Origin of the sequence: Vibrio sp. SCSIO 43133 (genome assembly GCF_023716845.1) — a bacterium.
Taxonomy (GTDB): Bacteria; Pseudomonadota; Gammaproteobacteria; order Enterobacterales; family Vibrionaceae; genus Vibrio; species Vibrio mediterranei.
The window spans coordinates 1,038,029-1,058,279 of record NZ_CP068025.1; the positions used below are offsets into that span (position 1 = coordinate 1,038,029).

The 20,251-nt window shown below is 46.0% G+C and carries 14 protein-coding genes; 6 read left to right on the forward strand and 8 right to left on the reverse strand.

All coding sequences use genetic code 11. The features are described from left to right. Window positions 1-38: 38 nt before the first annotated feature. The gene (locus JKJ11_RS21580) at window positions 39-374 is read right to left on the reverse strand and encodes a 4a-hydroxytetrahydrobiopterin dehydratase (RefSeq protein WP_006070894.1); all 336 of its coding nucleotides are present in this window, start codon (window positions 372-374) and stop codon (window positions 39-41) included. Next, window positions 367-1,158 (reverse strand): phenylalanine 4-monooxygenase, encoded by a 792-nt coding sequence (phhA, locus tag JKJ11_RS21585; RefSeq protein WP_252039153.1) that lies wholly within the window; start codon window positions 1,156-1,158, stop codon window positions 367-369. Before phhA ends, JKJ11_RS21580 begins: the two co-directional genes overlap by 8 nt. Window positions 1,159-1,383: 225 nt before the next feature. Here phhA and JKJ11_RS21590 point away from each other — a divergent pair, with 225 nt between their 5' ends. The 4 genes from JKJ11_RS21590 to JKJ11_RS21605 all read left to right on the forward strand — a co-directional run bounded on the left by JKJ11_RS21590 (window position 1,384) and on the right by JKJ11_RS21605 (window position 7,715). Then, window positions 1,384-3,363: an acetoacetate--CoA ligase gene (locus JKJ11_RS21590; RefSeq protein WP_252039154.1), complete on the forward strand. Its 1,980-nt coding sequence runs from the start codon at window positions 1,384-1,386 to the stop codon at window positions 3,361-3,363. 211 nt (window positions 3,364-3,574) lie between these two features. Beyond that, complete coding sequence (locus JKJ11_RS21595; protein WP_038227235.1) at window positions 3,575-4,303, forward strand: glycosyltransferase family 2 protein; 729 nt, start codon at window positions 3,575-3,577, stop codon at window positions 4,301-4,303. Window positions 4,304-4,357: 54 nt separating this feature from the next. Next, a complete protein-coding gene (locus JKJ11_RS21600; RefSeq protein WP_252039155.1) occupies window positions 4,358-5,650 on the forward strand; it encodes an LssY C-terminal domain-containing protein in 1,293 nt (430 codons plus the stop codon). 556 nt (window positions 5,651-6,206) lie between these two features. Then, on the forward strand, window positions 6,207-7,715 hold the full coding sequence (locus JKJ11_RS21605) for a DUF3360 domain-containing protein (RefSeq protein ID WP_252039156.1): 1,509 nt from the start codon (window positions 6,207-6,209) through the stop codon (window positions 7,713-7,715). A 321-nt stretch (window positions 7,716-8,036) separates the two neighbouring features. Here JKJ11_RS21605 and JKJ11_RS21610 read toward each other — a convergent pair whose 3' ends face one another. Genes JKJ11_RS21610 through lnt form a run of 5 tightly spaced genes read right to left on the reverse strand, consistent with a single transcriptional unit; the run spans window position 8,037 to window position 17,374 of the window. Further along, window positions 8,037-8,360 (reverse strand): hypothetical protein, encoded by a 324-nt coding sequence (locus JKJ11_RS21610; RefSeq protein WP_198559165.1) that lies wholly within the window; start codon window positions 8,358-8,360, stop codon window positions 8,037-8,039. Then, on the reverse strand, window positions 8,353-9,234 hold the full coding sequence (locus JKJ11_RS21615; RefSeq protein ID WP_252039157.1) for a hypothetical protein: 882 nt from the start codon (window positions 9,232-9,234) through the stop codon (window positions 8,353-8,355). The genes JKJ11_RS21610 and JKJ11_RS21615 overlap by 8 nt, the downstream gene beginning before the upstream one ends. A 9-nt stretch (window positions 9,235-9,243) precedes the next feature. Beyond that, complete coding sequence (locus tag JKJ11_RS21620) at window positions 9,244-15,342, reverse strand: RHS repeat-associated core domain-containing protein (RefSeq protein WP_252039158.1); 6,099 nt, start codon at window positions 15,340-15,342, stop codon at window positions 9,244-9,246. Window positions 15,343-15,352: 10 nt separating this feature from the next. Beyond that, entirely contained in the window at window positions 15,353-15,877 is a 525-nt protein-coding gene (locus tag JKJ11_RS21625; RefSeq protein ID WP_006070860.1) for a DUF2613 domain-containing protein, read from the reverse strand. A 12-nt stretch (window positions 15,878-15,889) separates the two neighbouring features. After that, on the reverse strand, window positions 15,890-17,374 hold the full coding sequence (gene lnt / locus JKJ11_RS21630; protein ID WP_252039160.1) for an apolipoprotein N-acyltransferase: 1,485 nt from the start codon (window positions 17,372-17,374) through the stop codon (window positions 15,890-15,892). Window positions 17,375-18,011: 637 nt separating this feature from the next. On the opposite strand from lnt, the gene JKJ11_RS21640 reads away from it, so the two are divergent. After that, window positions 18,012-18,851 (forward strand): helix-turn-helix domain-containing protein, encoded by an 840-nt coding sequence (locus tag JKJ11_RS21640; RefSeq protein ID WP_252039161.1) that lies wholly within the window; start codon window positions 18,012-18,014, stop codon window positions 18,849-18,851. Between the two features lie 69 nt (window positions 18,852-18,920). Continuing rightward, window positions 18,921-19,505: a GNAT family N-acetyltransferase gene (locus tag JKJ11_RS21645; RefSeq protein ID WP_252039163.1), complete on the forward strand. Its 585-nt coding sequence runs from the start codon at window positions 18,921-18,923 to the stop codon at window positions 19,503-19,505. 24 nt (window positions 19,506-19,529) lie between these two features. Here the strand turns inward: JKJ11_RS21645 and JKJ11_RS21650 are convergent, their stop codons facing one another. Then, window positions 19,530-20,222 (reverse strand): DNA alkylation repair protein, encoded by a 693-nt coding sequence (locus JKJ11_RS21650; protein ID WP_252039164.1) that lies wholly within the window; start codon window positions 20,220-20,222, stop codon window positions 19,530-19,532. Window positions 20,223-20,251 lie beyond the last annotated feature (29 nt).

The following is a 20,251-nucleotide window of genomic DNA, read 5'->3' on the forward strand; positions in this document are numbered from 1 at the left end:
TCACAACATACCTTCTACACTAGATTCATTCGATGGGATTATGAGTGCGACAGCGAATCACATTTAGCCGCGCAGATAAAATCGTTTTGGTGTAATCCTTTTATTGAGTGGCTCCACCAAGTCACGGTTACCTTCCCCCACTCCAAAAGAATTGCAGGGTGATGAAACTCATCTTCTGCTAGCTCAGCAATCTTATTAGAAAAGGCCCAAGCCAACTTAAAGTTCTTAAAACTAAACTGTTTTTCTAACTGAGGAATCCCATCTCTCTCGATAATGCTCCAGCCGTTCAGTTCTGTCAGTAGTTGTTGCTGTTCTTCCTTCGTTAATGCCAGTGCATCGCTACTACACGCTTCACAGCGCAGTTCATTAAGCATGAGTCTTATCCTTTGGTTCAAATAGTGGTGGCAACAATCCAGCGTTCATCGCTCGATTAACGTATTCGGTGAGACCGCCCGATCGTAGTTGGTATAGTTGGTCAATATCGTCCAGTACAAAGTAGGTCGGCTGCATGATATCAATGCGGTACGGAGTTCTTAACACGGTATCCAAGTCGAAAGCTTGGCGCAGTGCTCGTTCATCATCTAACGCATAGAGAGTTTCTCCCGGTGAAGAAAGAATTCCACCGCCGTAAATTTTAGTTAGACCGTTTTGTTCCACTAAACCAAACTCAACGGTAAACCAGTACAGTCGAGCCAAATATACTCGCTGTTTGGCGTCAGCATCACTGCCTAGCTTGCCGTAGATTCGAGTAAATTCGGCAAATTGCGGATTGGTCAACATGGCACAATGACCAAATACCTCATGAAAGAAGTCGGGCTCTTGTAAGTAGTCAAACTCTTCTCTCGACCGCAAAAACGTCGCAATAGGAAACTTGCGGTCGGCCAATAACGCGAAAAATCGGTCAAAATCAATAAGCGCCGGTACTGGTTCCACTTGCCACCCCGTTTCTCTATGTAGCACTCGGTTAATTTCAGGTAGCTGCGGAACACGATCAAGGGGTAGATCTAACAAATCTAGGCCGTGCAAATACTCCTTACACGCTCTCTCTTTCACCAAATCGAGCTGTCGAACAACCAAGTCATGCCATATCTGATCTTCCTCGCTGCTCCACTCCACAAAACCGAGCTCGTTCACAGGTTTTGATACGTACTGAGTCATCTCGTCACCATTAACAACTTTGTTACATTAAGCCTATGTGCGGAGAAATTTGCTGACAATAATTCAATCAGACTCTAATGCGCATCGCGGTGTAACAATTTATTTACATTTGAACGAATTCTTTCGACTTATCAATATATTGTTTTCAGCTCCCTCAATTTGACGTATTGAGGATTCGCACCAAAACTTAATCACAATTCATCGCATTAAGTACAAAGGAAGCGCATGCCAAATAACGACATGGATCACATCCCACTCTGGTCGCCTTCTCCCGAGCGAGTCGAGGGTTCTCATCTCAAAGCCTTTATGCAAGTACTGGAACAACAAGGGCTCAGCTTTAGTGATTATGCTCATTTGCATCAGTGGTCCATCGGCCAGCCAGAGTCCTTTTGGAATGAAGTATGGGATTATTGTGGTGTAGTTGGAGACAGGCATGCGCCGAGTTGCCAGTTAGGTTCGCCAAAATGGGACAAACCTGTCGTCGCTAGAGACACGCTCTGGTTCCCCAATGCGACATTAAATTATGCCGAAAATCTCCTAGCTTACGGCAAAGCTCACCCTTCTGAACTTGCTATTTACTTTCAGAACGAAAATCATCAGTCGTCTCACCTTACTTGGCAGCAGTTAATTGAGCAGGTCTCCATCGTCCAACAATGGCTTATTGAGTTGGGTATTGCTGAAGGCGATGTCGTAGCGGGCTATTTGCCACATATTCCTCATACAGTTATCGCCATGCTCGCAGCAACCAGTTTAGGTGCGATATGGACTTCCACCTCTCCCGATTTCGGCGTGGACAGTGTCATCGAACGGTTTGGGCAAGTTGAACCTAAAATCCTATTCTGTTGCGACGGTTACCATTTCAATGGCAAGGCTTTCGGAATGATTGAGAAAAACCAAAGCCTTATCGACGCTCTGCCTTCGATTAACCAAGCTTGCCTGATTCGCTATTCTGACCAGCACGATGCCCAAATGGAAAATGCCGTGGATTGGGACTCCCTAGCACAGCGTTTTTCGCCTATGCCAGTCACCTTCCATCGCGTTAAGTTTAATGCACCTTTGTTCGTTCTCTACTCTTCGGGGACAACAGGCAAACCCAAATGTATTGTGCATTCTGTCGGTGGTACTACTATCAACCACTTGAAAGAGCATCAACTCCATTGTGATATCAAGCCCCAAGACCGCGTGTTCTATTACACCACTTGTGGTTGGATGATGTGGAACTGGCAAGTCTCTGCCTTGGCATCGGGGGCAACATTGGTGATATTTGATGGCAGCCCTGTCTATCCCAAAGTAAACACCCTTTGGCAACTCGCTCATAAAGCTGAGGTCACTCTGTTTGGTACATCTGCAAAGTACCTCGAGACTTTACAAAAGCTCCATTATCAACCCAACGAACACTTCGCTTTACCACGACTCAAAACGCTGTGTTCAACAGGCTCCGTACTTTATCCGCAACAGTTTGATTTCGTCTATGACGCGATAAAACCAGACTTGCATCTGGCTTCTATATCAGGGGGAACCGATATTTGTGGCTGTTTTGTCTTGGGTAACCCTGTGTCCCCAGTCTACAGAGGAGAATGCCAAGCACCGGGACTAGGGCTGGATGTAAAAGTATTCAATGAACAAGGTAAGAGCGTAATTGAACAGCGTGGAGAACTGGTATGTCGCAACAGTTTTCCCAATCAGCCTATCGGTTTTTGGAGCGATAAGGGCGAACGCTATCACAATGCGTATTGGGCTGAATTCCCAGGTGCTTGGAATCATGGCGACGATGTAATGCAAAGTCCTACTGGCGGTATGACCTTTTTTGGTCGAAGTGACGCTACTCTTAATCCAGGGGGCGTAAGGATCGGCACAGCTGAAATCTATCAGCAAGTGAATCAACTTGCGCAGGTGATCGATTCAATTGCCGTTGGTAGAAACCGAGATGGGAACGAAACCGTGGTGTTGTTTGTGCAACTCAAAGATACTGAGACATTAGACGACAACCTTAAACAACAGATTAAACAACGTTTAAAAGCACATTGCTCCCCTCGCCATGTTCCTTCTGAAATTTATACCATTAGTGAAGTACCACGCACCAAATCAGGCAAATTGGTGGAGTTAGCGGTGAAACAAACACTTCATGGGCAGCACGTGAAAAACAAAGGGGCGATAGCAAACCCATGGGTGTTGGATGAGGTAAAATCTCTCTCACTTCCTTAGGTCTTATAAAAGCCCTTTTTTATGAGTTCTTCCATTTTTTACAACGAACCCAAACGAAACATAAAAAAGAAAAAAAGGACAGATAACAGGAAAATTCCAACTATTCCTCTGAAAATTAACCGAATATGAATTGCCTTCTCATCAAAGGTTAAGCACAGCCACTTCATAATCCAATCATCAACAAACACCTGATGAACAAAGGGACTGGATTATGAAACCACTAAGCATTGTTATTATCACTCTTAACGAAGAGAAAAGAATCGCTCGTCTACTCAGTGACTTAAGCTGTCAAACCTACCAAAACTTCGAGGTGATTGTCGTTGACTCCAACAGTGATGACCGCACTTGTGAAGTGGCCGAAAAATATCGTCCAGCCCTTCCTGAACTGACTGTTCACACAATGGAAACACGTGGTGTCAGCTTAGGACGCAATACCGGCGCTAAGTTAGCCAAACATGAACGACTATTATTCTTAGATGCTGATGTCCGCTTAGACAAAGACTTTATAGAGAAAGCAATGACCAAGCTTGAAGAAGAGAAGCTTGAAGTTGCGGGCATTTATATGGGTTCGCGTAAGCTTGCTCCCGCCTACAAAGCAGGTTACGGACTCTTCAATGCAGGGTTATTTACCACACAGTTCTTTTTCCCAACCGCCGTGGGTGCATGTATTTTCTCTACCAAACGTGCTCATGAGGAAATTGGCGGATTTGATGAAAGTATCGTGCTATGCGAAGACTGTAACTACGTCAAAAAAGCCGCTAAGACATGGCGCTTTAGATTCTTACCGCTGAGTTTCCAGTTTGACCCACGCCGCCTTGAGCAAGATGGCTTCTTCAAAATGGGATTCACTTATTTCAAAGCCAATGTTCGCCGATTTTTCTTTGGCGAAATGCGCAACAACGAGATGGAATACAAGTTCGGTCACTACCAACAGCAGTAACCAATCATACAAATCCAATCAAAACGACAAAAACTAAGGACGTAAGGAATCGTTATGTTTGAGACATTGGGACTGTTTCTCGGCTCTTTCTTTGACGCAGTCATTGGCCCTAACCTCGTGGTTCCGGGAGAACCCTTTATGATTGCCGCGGGATATCAACTTTATAGCGGTGGATATCTCGCTGTTATCGCGGTACTAATTGGCGGCTTACTCGGTGATCAACTGAGCTTCTTCATTGGTCGTCATTACGGTTTTAGCGCACAAAAGAAGCTCCTTCGCTGGCAACCAAAAATACGCAGACCGCTAGCTCGATGTCGCCTTCTTATGAACCGCAATTCATTCTGGGTGATTGCCTTTGCAAGGCTACTAGGCCCTATCGCTTGGGTTGTGCCATTTATGGCAGGGACCAACCATATTCGTTGGCGTAAATTTTCTCTGTATGCCTTGATAGGTTTATTGTTGGGTGTGGGGCAATTTGTTGTTTGGGGCTACCTGTTAGCCGCTGGTGTGGACAATGTGCCAGTGTTAGGTGAGATGGCGACCTTCATCTCAGAACACAAATACACGTTAGGACTAAGTTTAGCGTCCTTAGCTCTATTCTATTTTGGTCTTAAAAAGCAGTGGCGTTATGCTTGGCTGAAAGCGAGCAGCTTTTTGCTAGTAGGCATGTTAGCACTCAACTACTCGCACTTTTTTTGGTTCAGCGACGATACCGTCCTCACCACCACTACCGACACTCAAAATAAAGTGGTTGATGTCAAAGGACTCAACTTTAAGGTTTTCGCGGGGCAATCGTCGATTTACTCAGCTCAAGCAGTAAACGTGCTCTATTTGGGTGAAACTCCCAAGAACCTAATGAAGCAGCTAGGGTGGATTGAAAATAAAACATTCTCTCGCAGCGAACTTGAATTCTCCGACTACGTCAATTTGCTGAAAACTAAAACACCACCGGTCTCCGATTTGATGTGGAACGGGCAGCCACAAGACCTTGCGTTTCAATTACCGGGAACGCTAACTAAACGCTCGCATATTCGATGGTGGAATGCAGGTATAGACAAGCAAACCAGAGAAACTGTATGGGTAGGAGCACTTAGCTATGATAACGGCCTAACAATCACACCATATGGCGGTATTATCACCATCTTGCACAGCGTGGCTCCTGACGTCGACTCCGAGCGTGACAAGCTCAAGCAGAATGTATTTCGACTAAACGCTCAGTGGAATGCTGAGAATCTTAAGCTTGCTACTGTGACAGCAAAAAACGACAGTCACGATTATTATACCGATGGCAAAGTGCTTGTTGTGTCTCAACAAATGCCTGTTAAGAGTTTTACGAATGTCTTTTAATGTGTAGGGAATCTACAACAAACTCATACTCCTTCGAAGTCACTCGAAACGCTTCAAGTAGGGCATAAGATTTCTGTAAATCTCTTGTCCTATTTCGAGCTCAATGTTCATACCAAAACCTGTGTTCCCTTAAGAACGCAGCTACACAACTTCTTTAGGGTTAAGTCATTCCTGCAGAGGCAGGAATCTAACTACAAGCCCCCGCTGAACCATATGCTCCACCTCAGTTAGTTTTTAAGCAAGATTTCGGCATGGAATTACGGTGCTTACCTAATGTAATCAGCCAGTTCGTAATTTCCTGATTCAGTTCCATAAAACTCCGCAACAAAACTAATACTGGCAGCCGCACTCTACGACTAATGTCTAACTGTCTGAGACTATTTGTTTTTTTTCGATTGGTATAAGGTACTAACAACTGATTTTCAGGCGTCATAAAAAGAGTCCTCGAGTCTTTGTCGCAGAAGATATATAGACAACTACTCGCGTAGTCTTCGTACAGTGAATAAATAACGTTGGTTGGAAAACACACCTTAGAGTGTGAGCGAAAGGAATCAAAATGAGCAGTACTATAGAGTCCGTGCACATACGAACAGATAAGCCTCAGGTCAACGAGGATGAACTAACTTATGAACAACAGCATAAACCAAGATCGAAGTTTGATAGCCGAGAACAATATTTAGAGCATGAATTACAAATCATGGCACCCAAACGCTGGCGTGCCAATCTGCCGTTTAAGGATTATCGATTTGAGCTCGAAGATACCATCCCAGCTATGGCGGCGACCATTGGTAAAGTGGTTATGGTGGGCGCCATTGCAGCCACCTTTGCCGGAGCGCTTGGGCTAAATGAAGGCTTTGTTTTGGAAAATGTTCGTTATGAATTACTCATTGCATCTGTTTTCATTATTCTTTTCTCAGGATTCTTATTACCGACTGCTAATCTCGCAGGCACACACGGTCCACTAATCCCTTTAATTCCTATTGTCGTCGCAGCAGGCGGGCATCCCATGGCTTTTGGGTTGCTGATTGGCGCTTTTGGCTTAATCTTAGCCATCAGTAAAGGCGGCAGCATGCTAGCAAGTCTCACTAGTAAAGGCGTTTGTGGTGGTCTATTACTCTACCTTGGCTTTGTTGGAACCGTTTCTCAAGTTAAAAAACTGTTCGCTTGGGCTGAGGGAATAGGCATGAGTCATATTGCATTTGTCGTGATCTTTTGCACTATTATTTTGTATGCTTTGTTGGAACATTTTCGCAAGCGTTGGCTAGCCGTTCCTCTTAGTTGCTTGTTAGGTGGTTCGTTAGCTTTTGCCATGGGCGCTCCGTTTTCTTTTCAAACCGAGCCTGGGTTACCCAATATGAACCCTATGTATTGGTGGGGAGAGAATACTGGCTGGATGCTCGGCTTACCCACAATTGAACATTTCATGGTGGTACTGCCCTTTGCTATTTTAGCAGTGGCCATGTGGTCGCCAGATTTTTTAGGGCATCAAGTGTTTCAAAAAATCAGCTATCCAGAACGTACAGAAAAAGTACATATGAACATTGACGATACAATGACTACGGCTTCAATTCGTCAAACATTCGGCTCTCTGCTTGGTGGTACAAATTTTACTTCTTCATGGGGCACTTATATCGTGCCAGCCGCTATAGCTAAACGCCCTATTCCTGCCGGCGCCTTGCTGACAGCACTGTTCTGTATCATAGCGGCTGTTTGGGGCTACCCTATGGACTTAGCTATATGGCAACCTGTACTTTGTGTTGCGTTAGTTGTTGGAGTATTTGTTCCATTGCTAGAAGCAGGAATGGAAATGACGCGCGAAGGGAAAACCACACAATCAGCGGCTATCGTTGTCTTTTCTTCCGCACTAGTTAACCCAGCGTTTGGCTGGTCTCTCACTATGTTGTTAGATAACTTAGGCTTAGTCGGTTGTAAAGAACGTAGCGGTGAGCTGAGTAAAATGAGCAGATGGGTATTGCCTGGAGTTATGTTTATAGTACTAAGTAGTGTGATGGCGTTGGTTGGTCTTCTACCAGGGATACCAGCGATTATCCCAAGTTTTCGTTAATCTTTAGATAAGCTCACGATACGAGATAATAGTTTTTCTAACCTGATAGAAACGGTTTAGTTCAGTGGTTCTAAATCGTTTCGACTTCTTTGATGTTACCTACCAGTAAGCTTTCAAGTCTAAGTGTTGGCGATGTAATGCCAACACTATCCCCACCACCTCAACCGAACAGAGCAAAGGTGGCGGTTATCAAAACAATGATAGTTTTCATTTAACTTCCTTGAAATAGAGCCAAAATAGATGATTTGGCTCCTTTATCTCTAACTGTAGTTTTTGAGCATCGGTGCTAATGTATTTTAATTGTACCGGAGTTTTTCTAAATCAATTATTAGCTTCTAACTCTTTTAATCCATTCCATGATAGCCACCCCATCATTAAACTGGATGGTATCGCTACGACAGAAGGAGATACCATCCATCCAAAAATAAACGTCACAATCAAGATTGAGATTAATCGGCCTAGATAAACTAAATTTCTTTTAGCCAAACTTAATACATGCGCCTGAAATAATCCTATTGATAAAAGCACTGCAATTATCAATAAGTACAATTCTCTTTTTTCGTAATATAGGATCCCAAATGGGATAGACATTACGCTTACTGCTTGTAAAGCTGCTTTCTGGTATATCGCCTTAACTTTAATCATTAGTTCCCTCATAATTGTTTGCCGCTTCAGAGAACATAAATCCTGTAAACTTACCATAAGAATCCATGATTATTAGAGTTGGTAATTCAAACTTATTAGGTAACGCTTCGACTGCATATTTAGGCAAAAGTACCCCGGAAACCACACTATTCATGTAACTCACACCCTCGACCAAATTCGCATCATCAAGTTCTACATCTATGAGCAATGCAGTGCCCGATGAGACTAACGACGTTGCACCAAACACTGTAGCACAAGGTATATTTGCTACCATAAGACAAGCCGTAGCTATACCATCTGTAGTGTTACTGATATTTGAAATTCCCCCTCTAATTTCCCTTAAAGTTGTTGGTCCGGAGCGCCTATTCATTTCTTTCATACGAGCGATATCATTGTATAGGTACACTGTGATAACACTTATAGCAGAACCCAGTATTGCATCACGACTACTCGCCCCACTGGCCACAGCTGCAATCCCTGACACCGCAACGATGCCACCTACTTGAGCGATTTGGGTTTGTTGGAAGTTCTCATGAACCACCGAACCACCCAGTTTACCTATGGTGCCACTGATAAAGCCCTGACGAAAGGTGCCACCTCGCAGTTCATTGAAACCACCTTGAACCACACCATGACCTAACGCTTGAGTCCCCGTACCCCAGTCCTTACCTATACCATGGCCCACTTGCCAGGTCGCCAAGGCAGAAAAACCGCCTAACACACCAGCTTGAAGGGCGGACCCCATATCCCCGGTAGCAATCACATTAGAGGTAAAGGACACCGTTGCACCACTGGCCATGGCCGCTTCCATGCTCGCCATACCAGAGAATATTTCTCCAGCCCCAAAGCCCATCATAATCGACCCAATAACCATACCCACTGTTCATATCATGGGGTTGTCAAACATCGACGCAAACAGTGCAATAGCTGCGCCTACCACAAATTGCCAGTAATGGCCGGTAGGGTCGTTGTATTTCACTGGATTGTTTAACACATAGGCGTAACGGTTGTAGCTTTGTGATAATCCTGGGGCTGGCACCATGCTATCGGCGCTCAAGAAGCGCCCGATCACTGGATCATACAAACGGGCATTCATGTTGATGAGAGTACTTTGACCTCCCACACTCTGGTGTCCCGTAAACCCGCGCATCTCAGCATTGGTAAAGAGTGGATTAGCGTCAAGCTCAGCCGCTGCAATTAATTCACCAAACGGCGTATACCCACGTTCTAGCTGAACTTGACCATTGGAGTCAGTGATAAGATCAGCACTGCCTAGCGCATCACGATGCAAATACGCAGTACGATCAATTTGCTTTTCACTGCCTTTGAGCGTTTTGATGTGTTCAGCGACGGCGACACCATCGGCGAACAAGCGATGACGCATGGTGGTGGTTTTAATACCACTGGCGTCTGTACTCACGTCCAACTCATACTCCGGGCTTATCACATAGGTGGTGATACCATGGGTGGTGCGTTTGATTTGCTCTTTCTCACTGCCGTACTCGTAGAGTGTCACCAAACCATTATCGTTAACACGGGCCGCTTTATTAAACGAGTTCCAGGATAAGGTTCGACCGCGTCCAGTGGTCATATTGCCGTTGGCATCATACATATAACCACCGTTAAGCTGACCATTCTCTTTTACATCAAACTGGCCTTGTGATGACTTGTAAGTCAGGTTGCCATAGACATCATAGCGATAATCTCGAGTGACATAACTGGCAGTGTCATTATCGCTGTACTGCCAACCTATCAGACGGTCGAACTCATCGTATTGGTAACGCTCTTCTTGACGACGAACCTCACTGATCTTCTCAATCACGTTATTGCGCGCATCAAAAGTATAACGGAGGTCGCGAAGGTATTGATTACCCATACCTGTAGTAATGCGTTTGATGGTGCCACGTGCACGGTCAAGCTCTCTACGAGTCAAAAGGCCGTTACCGAAGAGCTCACCTGATACTCGTCCGAACACATCGCGACTGGTCGCCAGCCATACTATTTCGTCGGTTTCATCGTCCAACCTTGCATCGAGCGCGGTTTGAATCGCTTTCTCCGCTTCCACCAAGTCTTCGAGTTCAGCGGTCATGGCAGCCAGTGTGTCGGTTTGGCTTCGAGCTAACGACGCATAGTGGTTAGCTTGTGCCAACAGTTTATCTGCCTGAGCTTTCGCTTGATTTGCGTGGTGCTGGTAATGATTGGCCTGCGACTGCTTTTGATGCGCTTGCGCGGAGTAGTTATTAGCAATCGCTTGGTAGTGTGCCGCCCACTGATTGTAGACTTGTGTAAAGTTAATTGACGAGCTAGGACCTGAATAGCAGAATCCGCCTAATTTACCACCCGGTGGAACACAGAAGTTTTGATGTACCATCCAAGCTGGGATTCTATCCACTTTATTTTCCCAACTGGTGCAATTGCCTTTCCAGTTCTTGTTAGTGCAACGACTGAACTTATAGTATGCGTACCCATTTTCAGTCTTGTAGTGGGTGAAAACTGTATTACCAAACCGGTGCCAATACGCGTTAGCTTTATTTCGGTAATGTTGGGCTTGAACAGCATTCACATGCGCCGCATGAAATAGACCACTCGCTTCGCTGCTGAGTGCGTTTGCTTGCGCTTGATAACCGGAGTACTGTGACAACAATTGCATCGAGGCTTGTCGCAAGCGCTCAGACTCTTCAATGTAGAAGAGCGCACTTTGCTCAAGCTCATGCGCTTTCACTTCAAGCTCAATGATACGCTCAGCGGTAGCCTGAAGCGCTTCCTCTAACTGAATGTACTGCGCATCCCAAATATCGGAGTAAGGAATACTGAGCCGTTTCAATGCTCCATTAATATCATAACGTCGGTCGATATTAAGCCCTGATGGGTAGGTCACACGGTCAAGACGACCCTGATTATCGTAATGATATTGGGTGAGGTAATCTTTACTATCGAGCGTTAAGGTCATGGACGTTTTACGGCCTTGACTATCATAGGTATAACGGCGCTGACTGTTTGGGTTGTTGGTGTTATCCAGCTGTCCTTTACTTTGTGTGTCATACGCCCACTCAGTACGCCCCTCAGGGCGGACTTCTGCCACTTTTCGACCTAGCTTATCGTACTCAAAGTGGACTTTTTGGCCTTTGGCGTCTTGTTGCCAGATAAGTTCACCAAATGCATTGTATCCGTATGTCCAATTACCCGTTGCAGGGTCGTTGAGCTGTATTTTGTTCCCCAGTTCATCGTACGCCAGTGTGGTGATAAGGCCGTTTGCATCCGTGCTAATGAGCTGCCCTTGGGCATCATAATAGTAATACAGTGTCGAGGTGCCATTTTCTTGGACGCTCACCGTTTGCCCCTTCGCGTTCATTGTGTCGACTTTATCACTACCCCCTGGCAAGGTGGTCGTCACCGTGAGCCCTGAGAAATGGGTTGTGGCGTCCAGCATTTGTCCATCTTCAGTCGGTTTACGTTGCAAGGTTACGCGTCCCAAAACGTCAAACTCGCTACGCCTCCAGTAGGTCGCATCTCCGGCAAACAGTCCCTCAAAGTAAGGAACGGTTTCACCAATGCGTTGCCCCCACTTATCGTAAGCGATGTCGACCATCACCCATTTATTGTTGGCATTAAGCTGCTTGGTGCGAACCTCTCGACCAAATCGATCAAAGTAGGTCACGCCTTTGGCCCCCTGAGAAGTCTCTGTGGTCACCATAAACACACTTCGGTCACCAAGCACCATGTTAAATTGGTCTAAGCCAGCATCGGCGCCATCACTCCAATGGTAAGCCGTCTTTACCCACTGCCCATTCGCATCCGTGCGCTTGGCTTCACGACAAAATGCATCGTACTCAAAGGTGGCACTTAAGCCGTTGGCATCCGTGATTCTTGAGGGCAGTGCACACCGTACGTCGTATTCAGTGGTCACACTGTGGCCTAATGCATTGGTGTGCTTCGTTACGCGGCCAAAGGCATCATATCGAGTTTGACTTGAGCGTGACTCGCCACTGCCTGATACACGTTCACTGGTACGAAAGCCATTAGCATTGTAGGTAAACGCTTGGGTAAGCGCCAAAGCATGGTCAGGGGCTTTGATTTGCTCAATGAGCGCGCCAGTTTGTGTATCGTAGTGGAACTCACTGCGCCGGGATTGTGTGTCACTGCCATTAGACTTAGTGACCACGATGCTTGTCGGCTTGCCGATAAGCCAGCGCACTGCATCGTGCTGATACGTGGTGGCGGTCTGCTCTTGAAACTCGGGGCCACTACTGCCTCGTGTCACCACTGTTGTATCACTTGGGTACCCATAAGCATCATACCCTTGATACGAGGTTGTGGTTTGTGTGAGCAGATTGCCATTCAAATCCCAGGTTGTGTTTTGCTGCTCACGCAGCACTGGCCATGTTTTTCCTGATATGGGTGATGGTAGAGTTTGGTATTGATAGTGCGTGTAGGAGGTACGTTGCTGACTCGTTGTGATAGCGATGCTCGATATAAACGGCGTCTTGTCCTCATGAAAATCAAACGTCGTCAGCGTTGTTTGACGTCCATCATCAGAACTAATGGCCCCAAAACCTAAAATACCATCATCGATATCAGCGTAATAACCAGAGTAGTGATAGCTTGTGCTGTTAATGCCACCCAGCCCATCGTCTTGAGTGATATGGCTCACCACTGTTCGGTTAGGTGCAAGGCCCACGCGATCGGCTTTCGAGCTTCGAGGCGTAAATACCGTAACATCACCCGTCATGCCGTACTTAAATGTGGTAGTGACACCAAGACCCGATGTGACGGATTTCAGTTTTGCTAAAGGTTCGTACTCATACGACAAACACGCTAGACCGTCCATGGAGCGGTAGCAATCGCCAGTTAAACCATCACCATTGGCATCAACTCCGGCTTTAAAGGGACCATAGGCATGATTCACCGCAGTGGAGCGAACCGTCATGGTGAGACCAAAGAATCGACGCACCCAGTTACCGTGAGCGCTGCTTTCTGTAATAAACTCTAAATCAGGGTGAATATTGGCAACAACCTCCGGCTCTGAGAAAGTCGTCCCGTTGCCATACGCGCACATCAACCGCTCACCCAGGATGTAACACATGTCAGCTAAACCATCGAGGTTACGATCATGCCAGGTGACAGAGGTTTCTAAAATGCGACCATCCACACTGTTGGCCCAGTCATTCTCATCGAGAGTTGCGCGCTCTGTGGCGGTCTGTAATGTAGTACCGGTATTCTGATGACACACATAACGATTGCCGTGTCGATAACAGAGTTCTGGTAGGCCATCACTATTGAGATCACTTAGTGTGAAAGTGCGAGCAAGCAGCTCCACTTGGTCGACATCATGATCATACTGCGATTGACTGGGAGAGGTACTGGCCGTGTTAATAAGCCCCACAGGGAGACCACTCGCCCATCTCACGGCCGAACCGAACGCCAGTAGGCCGTTCGACATTCCTGTGCCTTGTGCACAATACCATGCCCCATCTAGCTTCATGCCACACAGGTCGACAAACCCATTGCCATTGATGTCCACAAATTGAGGGGAAGGAAGGTTAACGGGTTCATATTTCGTGTAGGGTGACCGAGGTTTGTAAGTTTTTTCTAAAGGAAAGCCTTGAGTGATCAGCGTAGATTCATTTGAGAGACCGTTACTGGTATTTCTCGCGCAAACCACTTGTGACGCTTCAATGCGGCACACGTCCGGTAGCCCATCTTTGTTGACATCCAAAAGGCGCACCGCCTCATCAATGGTGAAATTCCTGCTCCAATAACGTCCAGGCTCAAAACGTTGATTGTTTTGGTTTAGTGCGCAGAAGAAGCCTTGTTCATTAAAAGCGCACACATCCAAACGGCCACTATTGTTGATGTCGATGAAAGAGAGCGACGCATGATGCTGAGGCTCACTCCACTCACTCCCTTGGAAGTCTGAGCTCCATAACCTAGCTGCGCCAAATTGCCCCGGGCCGGTGTTTTCTTTACACCATAGTCCATTGTCGAGATAACACATATCTTGACGACCATTTTGATTGATATCTCCGGCAATGAATCCTTTAAAATCGGTGTTGCTAACCAGTGTGCTTTGCAGCGGCTCGACATGCGCATACGGGTTGCTCTCCCACTCAAAACTGTGAGTCGGTAAACAATCGCCATCACTTCCACAGGTTTTCACCGAAACAAGCCTGGTATAAGGTTGCGCGGCAGAGTCGATAGTCTCATAACGAAGCGGTATGGAGCGAACCGATTGACCCTTACGCTCAATACGGATGGTATTGAGTTTTTGGGCTAAAGTTCGAGAGTGACCAAACTGATAGGATGTCAGGACGTCAGGGCGAGTATCATAGTCCATCTCGATAGCGACATCGGCATAACGAATCGACTCCAGATAAGTAAAACCTTGGTCTTGACGATAGCGGTACGTGATCGCGTTAGTAAAGCGGTCCGATTGCTTGGAGAGTTTCCACTCTAGAGTATGACCTTGGGCTTGTGTGCGAGCACTCGTTTGTTCGCCATAATCAGAGACAAGCCCATCGGCCGAATAGACTCGCCAAGAAGACGGCCCAGACGATTCACTGCCCACTGCGACAACTTTGGTTTGTGGGGTCGTCGACAGCCGATATTCACTTCCCGCACGACCACGTTGTCCAGAAGTCAGGAACAGCCGTTCACCATCCAAGCAATAGACATCCGTATTATCGAGATGCACTCCACCTTGTTGCCCATCGTCTTTTTGGGTTTGTGCACAGCGGGTGATGCTCGACAGTCCAGTGAGCTGTACACCGAGTCCAAGCGGTCCATTTCCAGAGCCTTGGGTGTAGCGAAGCCCCAAATGTGGCGTCATATCATTCACGCCTTCTGGGACAGGAAAGTGCATCTGATAACTGGCTCGCCCTTGAGTCGCGCTGGCCTCGCCAGTGAGCTCACCAACGGCATCGCCTAACACCATTGCCGGTGTGCCAAGCCCAGTTAAAGCCATTCCTAGCAATAATCCTTTCATGGCATCCTCCTTATTGACTTAGGCGGTCAAACCGCTGCTCAATGTCAATTAAGTTGGTCTCGATACGCTCCACCTTTTGCTCTAATGCCACTTGTGCGTCACTGCGTTTTTCTGGGATTTGCAACGTTGGGTCGTACGCCAATAGGACACCTTCTTCTTCCAAGTCGGTTAGAATTTGGCTGGCTCTGGCCAACATCAGTGAAGGTGACTCACCTTGTGACAACGCTTCCTGAGTTTCTCTATTGAGCTCAGCAAGGCTTTGTGCAATGTCATCATTAAAGGCATTTAGCTCTGCGATGGCCAACGCTTGTCGACGCTCGTTCTCAGAGTCATAACGCTGAGTTTGAGCCTGAGAATTGTCGTTATTTGGCGTATCATGCCAATCAAGTGGTGGCTGTGACATATGAGAAGAGGCCGTATTAACCGGTTTGCCAATTCTTTGTTGTGATAGCGGAGTAGAGTCTTGAAAAAGCCCCACTCCCACGACGAGGGCCACACCGAGTCCGATGCCAGCACCTAACCAACGAGGGTTCATAATTGATTTCCTTCATTCTGATTTAAAAATAAAGCGCGTTTGCGCAAAACATTGGCGAGGGACCAATAGCGTCATCATGATGACGCCAAGGAAAAGCCACCCTAACCATTCGCTACCCCAAGTGGTGTATCTCGTCTGAGATAACGAAATAGGAACATCAACATCGAGTGAAGCAGTGTGCGCCTTAGGCGTCTTGTTCGCGACCACTCGTCCTTGAGAATCAATGAATGCCGTAAACCCCTGATTCGTGGAATAAAGGAGAGGTTTACCCATTTCGGCTGCGCGTACTTGGGCAAGCCTCAGTAAAAATCGTTTTACCCATAGGGCATGTGTCCAAGCCACATCACCAAGCAGCACCAAAACACCGCTTGGTTTATCGCGTAAGGAACGTAAAAACACATCGGACTGAAAGGCGTCATAACATATCGCAAGGGCGATTGCGCTGTCCCCAATAGAGAAGAGAGCCGATGAGTTAAACCCTGACACTACGTCTTGGCCTCGAGATAACGGGACGGATTGAAGGAGTTGGCGAAACCATGGTGGACGAGCTTCGCCAAAAGGCACTGGATATCGCTTATAATAGATAGGTTTTGCATCGCGGCTTTGAAAAATGACATTGTGAAGATGCTGGCCATTTCGATACAGACCGCCGTAGAGTGCTGTTGTACCCGAACTTGAGAGTGTTTCAAAAGATGGCGCTATCCACTTATCTACATCTTGGTAGGCAACCGACAACGTCGACTCTGGCCAAATCACCAACGATGGTGCGTCAGTGCCCAGTGATAAGGCCGTAAACTGCTCCACTCGAGCAATTACTCGCCCTTTAGAGCGCTTCTCTTCATCGGAAAAGTCGCCGTGAATGAGGCGCACTGATATCGTCTCAGACTCTGTGCCTGAAGCCGTCAACAATGAGTTTCCCACCCACAGAGTGAATGACACAACAGGAGGGATAAGAAGCAGAATAATATCAGATTGCTGTAATCGCATGATTGCAAAAGCACTAAGACTAGCGATGCTGTAAACCAGAAAAGCGCCGCCAAAGGTGCCAATGGTGCTGAGCCAACCTGAGAACCCAACATCCAACAGAAGCAGCCCAGGGTTGAGCCATGCGAAGGAAAAGTCTGTATGCTCTCTTGCCATATCAAGCAAGGCCAGAACGAAAGGGAGGACAAAAAGCGTTCGCTTGGCCGACAGGAGATGGGTGATTAATGGAGGCAGTAGGAAACTCACCGCCAATATAGAAATTAAGAAAGGCCACAATCCATACTGTATCCAAGTCGCTTCTGTGTATTCACTACGGAGGTAGCCTCTTACCCACCATAAGGACGTACCGTAAAAGCTAACCCCTGCGGTAAACCACAACTTAAGACGCCCCCATAATGAGGTGCAATGATGGTTTGCGAGTATGAGAGCGCACCAGGCTGTCAGTACAAACCAAAGCGCATAGTGTGCACTTTGATAAGCAAGCGCTAGCCCACTTCCAATGATTAAACCCATCACATTATCGACCTGCCTACATTATGAGCATGATTACATATTACCCACCCATCAATGTGCGCAGAATCAAATAATATTTATATTGCTTAATATGAGATTGACTTCATATTAAATATCTAAATAAAAACACTTTATAAAGCTAATACTCTAAGCAATACTCGCATCACCATTCGAACTTCACTCCTTGGATCTTATTGGAAATGCAGCAAATTTTGCTATTTATAGTTGACCATATGACAACTGAAGTACGCAGATTCGACGTTATTCTAGCCAAGAATGAACAACGAACGCGCAATTTATAGTGTAAGTAAAACTGACCTTCTCAACGAAACGCAGACAGCTTAGATTTTTTCGCCACTCGAATAACTGGTCTTGTCGACACATTGGTTAACTTGGCAGTATCACGGATGCTTGACCAATTGGTGAATCTCAATTGGTAGTTTTTTTGTGAAGCTCTCGATCGACTTGTCGTCTACCGAGCTTACCTCCTTTTCGTGCCTTCTGAACCCTTCAACCTGTGAGAAGCGCCTGTCTTGGTAGTTTTTTTTCGTGATAGCGGCTAACACACACTCATACCAGCTACCCACAAATTAAATTACAATTAACCCAAAGCCCCTAAATCAACAATACGGTATCAATGATCACTTGGAAGCAGTCCCTTGAAGGGTACGAATGGTTAATTCATCAAGTTTGGTATCTAGAGGTTAAACCTAACGAGGTAATTAGTTCGCCTCCACAATTGATCCCGAACCCGAGGGCTCACCTGCTATTTACGCCACCGGAGCAGCGTTACCATTATGACAATGGCGAACAGGTAATGAGTGGGCAAGGTAGTCATTTACTCTCGGCCTCCGAACACTTGTTGCTAATGGATGATGTTGCTCCATTAAAACGCATTGGCATCACCTTTCAACCTGATGCACTTTATTTACTCAATCCACAATCCTCTGAGATACTAAATCAATGTGGATGGTACGATTGGTTAACCTTACGCTTTGACAAGTCATTTCAGGCGTCGTTACTCGACTGTATATCTCAACAAGAAGTCGTCGGTTGTATAGAAAAGCAGCTTGAATGTTTAGGATTAAGCTATCAACAAGACAAAGCCCATTCATTAGTTTCTAAGGCTCTCTCCGTTATCGCTAACCAACTAAGTAGTGATGAAGCCAGCGAGCTAAATGTCGAACAACTGGCGCAAGATTGCAATAGCACTCGGCGCACGCTTGAGCGGCACTTTCGCCAGGTTATGGGGCTCAGTATTAAGAAATACCAATCAATGCTAAAGCTGGAACAGATGGTGCTCGCATTATACCAAGAACCAGGGCCTTTGGATTGGGCTGCATTCTCTCAACGATTTGGTTTTAGCGACCAATCGCACCTCATAAAACAACTCAAACAGCAGATCAAACGAACACCTAATCGCTACCTGAGTCAACGCGACCTTACTATAGACATCTATGGTGACTTTGAGACGTAATTTGTCGCAAAAGTACAATTCATCTTTGGAAGAATTCATTAACATGGCCCGCAAATAACGAGGTAAACAATGTCATATTCAAAATTAAAACACGGCGAGTCAGTACCATTTAATGAAACGCTATCTATACAATTGATCCAACAAAAGGATCTCGTCGATATCTTCAAGATGTTTGATGACGAAGAAGTAAATCAATACCTATTTTTTGCCCCAGCAGACCAAGCCTTATACCAGGGATTTTTTGCTCCCATTGTTGAAGATACTGAAAAAGCACTCAAAGAGCAGCGCTGGCCCGATAACCCAACGTTTGTCATTCGAGACCATCAAGGACAATACATGGGGATGACTGCCATCACCCAAGTTATGTTCTTAGAGGGCAACCGCGAGGTAGGTTATCAGCTTCCAAGGCTCGCTTGGGGACAAGGTATTGCTACTCGTGCATGTCAACTTATGACTGAGTTAGCGTTCAATGAACTTAACAGTCATAAAGTCTGTGCTGACTGTTATGGTTCAAATGTTGGCTCATATAAAACGTTAGAAAAGTGTGGCTATGTCAGAGAGGGCGAGCATGCTGATTACTACAAAACCACGCAAGGTTTTGACTCTAAGTTGTTTTATGGCATGACGAAACAACAGTACTTAAAACGTACCTAAACGTTTCTGTAGCATATGGAGTGGTTAAAGTGTTCGAATAATCTGCTTACTCTTTAACCACTTCAGCCCTTCTCGCTTCGCTATCCCTTCAATTCGTTCTGTTTCTATAAATTGCACGACAGATTCTGCATCGGTTTTTGAATATTCTCGTAATGCCCAACCTATTGCCTTTTGGATGAAGAACTCTTTATCTGATTGGTTTTCTCGGATCAATTCAAAAAGCAAAGCTCTATCGGTGTTTTGCTTGAATTTTAACTGATAGAGGAGCGTTGAACGTCGCAACCAGATATTTTCCGACTGCCGCCAATTCCCTATGACTTGCGCAGTTTCTTCGGGAAAGCGAACAAAATAACTCGCCAAAATATGTGTTGCTAGCATATCGACAGTGTCCCACCATGACTTCGTGGTTAACCAGTGCTCTAAGTCCTTTAACATCGCTAACGGTAATTGAGTTTTGAGTTTGATAAGCAAGTCAACTGCGACCATTTGGAACTCTCGCTCGGGCTGCAACCATAACTCATCAATCACACCTGAAAGCTCACCCAAGGAAGGAAGTTGGCTCTTGGTAAATAACGTCTTTAAAGCTGCTCTTCGTGGTGTAGACTGAATACCGTAGAAGGTATACTGGTCACGCATGTAGGCTTTCATAAAGCTGGCGTTTTCAGCGTTTGCCAATGGTTCTAATACTGCTTTTACTGTTTGATTCCATGGGTGCATATCTTCAACACTCCTCCTACGAATTATTC

What these genes read in the sequence shown, in the direction of transcription:
- JKJ11_RS21580 (WP_006070894.1), bottom strand. Translation starts at nt 374, where the DNA reads ATGCTTAATGAACTGCGCTGTGAAGCGTGTAGTAGCGATGCACTGGCA.
- phhA (WP_252039153.1), bottom strand. Translation starts at nt 1,158, where the DNA reads ATGACTCAGTACGTATCAAAACCTGTGAACGAGCTCGGTTTTGTGGAG.
- JKJ11_RS21590 (WP_252039154.1), top strand. Translation starts at nt 1,384, where the DNA reads ATGCCAAATAACGACATGGATCACATCCCACTCTGGTCGCCTTCTCCC.
- JKJ11_RS21595 (WP_038227235.1), top strand. Translation starts at nt 3,575, where the DNA reads ATGAAACCACTAAGCATTGTTATTATCACTCTTAACGAAGAGAAAAGA.
- JKJ11_RS21600 (WP_252039155.1), top strand. Translation starts at nt 4,358, where the DNA reads ATGTTTGAGACATTGGGACTGTTTCTCGGCTCTTTCTTTGACGCAGTC.
- JKJ11_RS21605 (WP_252039156.1), top strand. Translation starts at nt 6,207, where the DNA reads ATGAGCAGTACTATAGAGTCCGTGCACATACGAACAGATAAGCCTCAG.
- JKJ11_RS21610 (WP_198559165.1), bottom strand. Translation starts at nt 8,360, where the DNA reads ATGATTAAAGTTAAGGCGATATACCAGAAAGCAGCTTTACAAGCAGTA.
- JKJ11_RS21615 (WP_252039157.1), bottom strand. Translation starts at nt 9,234, where the DNA reads ATGGTTATTGGGTCGATTATGATGGGCTTTGGGGCTGGAGAAATATTC.
- JKJ11_RS21620 (WP_252039158.1), bottom strand. Translation starts at nt 15,342, where the DNA reads ATGAAAGGATTATTGCTAGGAATGGCTTTAACTGGGCTTGGCACACCG.
- JKJ11_RS21625 (WP_006070860.1), bottom strand. Translation starts at nt 15,877, where the DNA reads ATGAACCCTCGTTGGTTAGGTGCTGGCATCGGACTCGGTGTGGCCCTC.
- lnt (WP_252039160.1), bottom strand. Translation starts at nt 17,374, where the DNA reads ATGGGTTTAATCATTGGAAGTGGGCTAGCGCTTGCTTATCAAAGTGCA.
- JKJ11_RS21640 (WP_252039161.1), top strand. Translation starts at nt 18,012, where the DNA reads ATGATCACTTGGAAGCAGTCCCTTGAAGGGTACGAATGGTTAATTCAT.
- JKJ11_RS21645 (WP_252039163.1), top strand. Translation starts at nt 18,921, where the DNA reads ATGTCATATTCAAAATTAAAACACGGCGAGTCAGTACCATTTAATGAA.
- JKJ11_RS21650 (WP_252039164.1), bottom strand. Translation starts at nt 20,222, where the DNA reads ATGCACCCATGGAATCAAACAGTAAAAGCAGTATTAGAACCATTGGCA.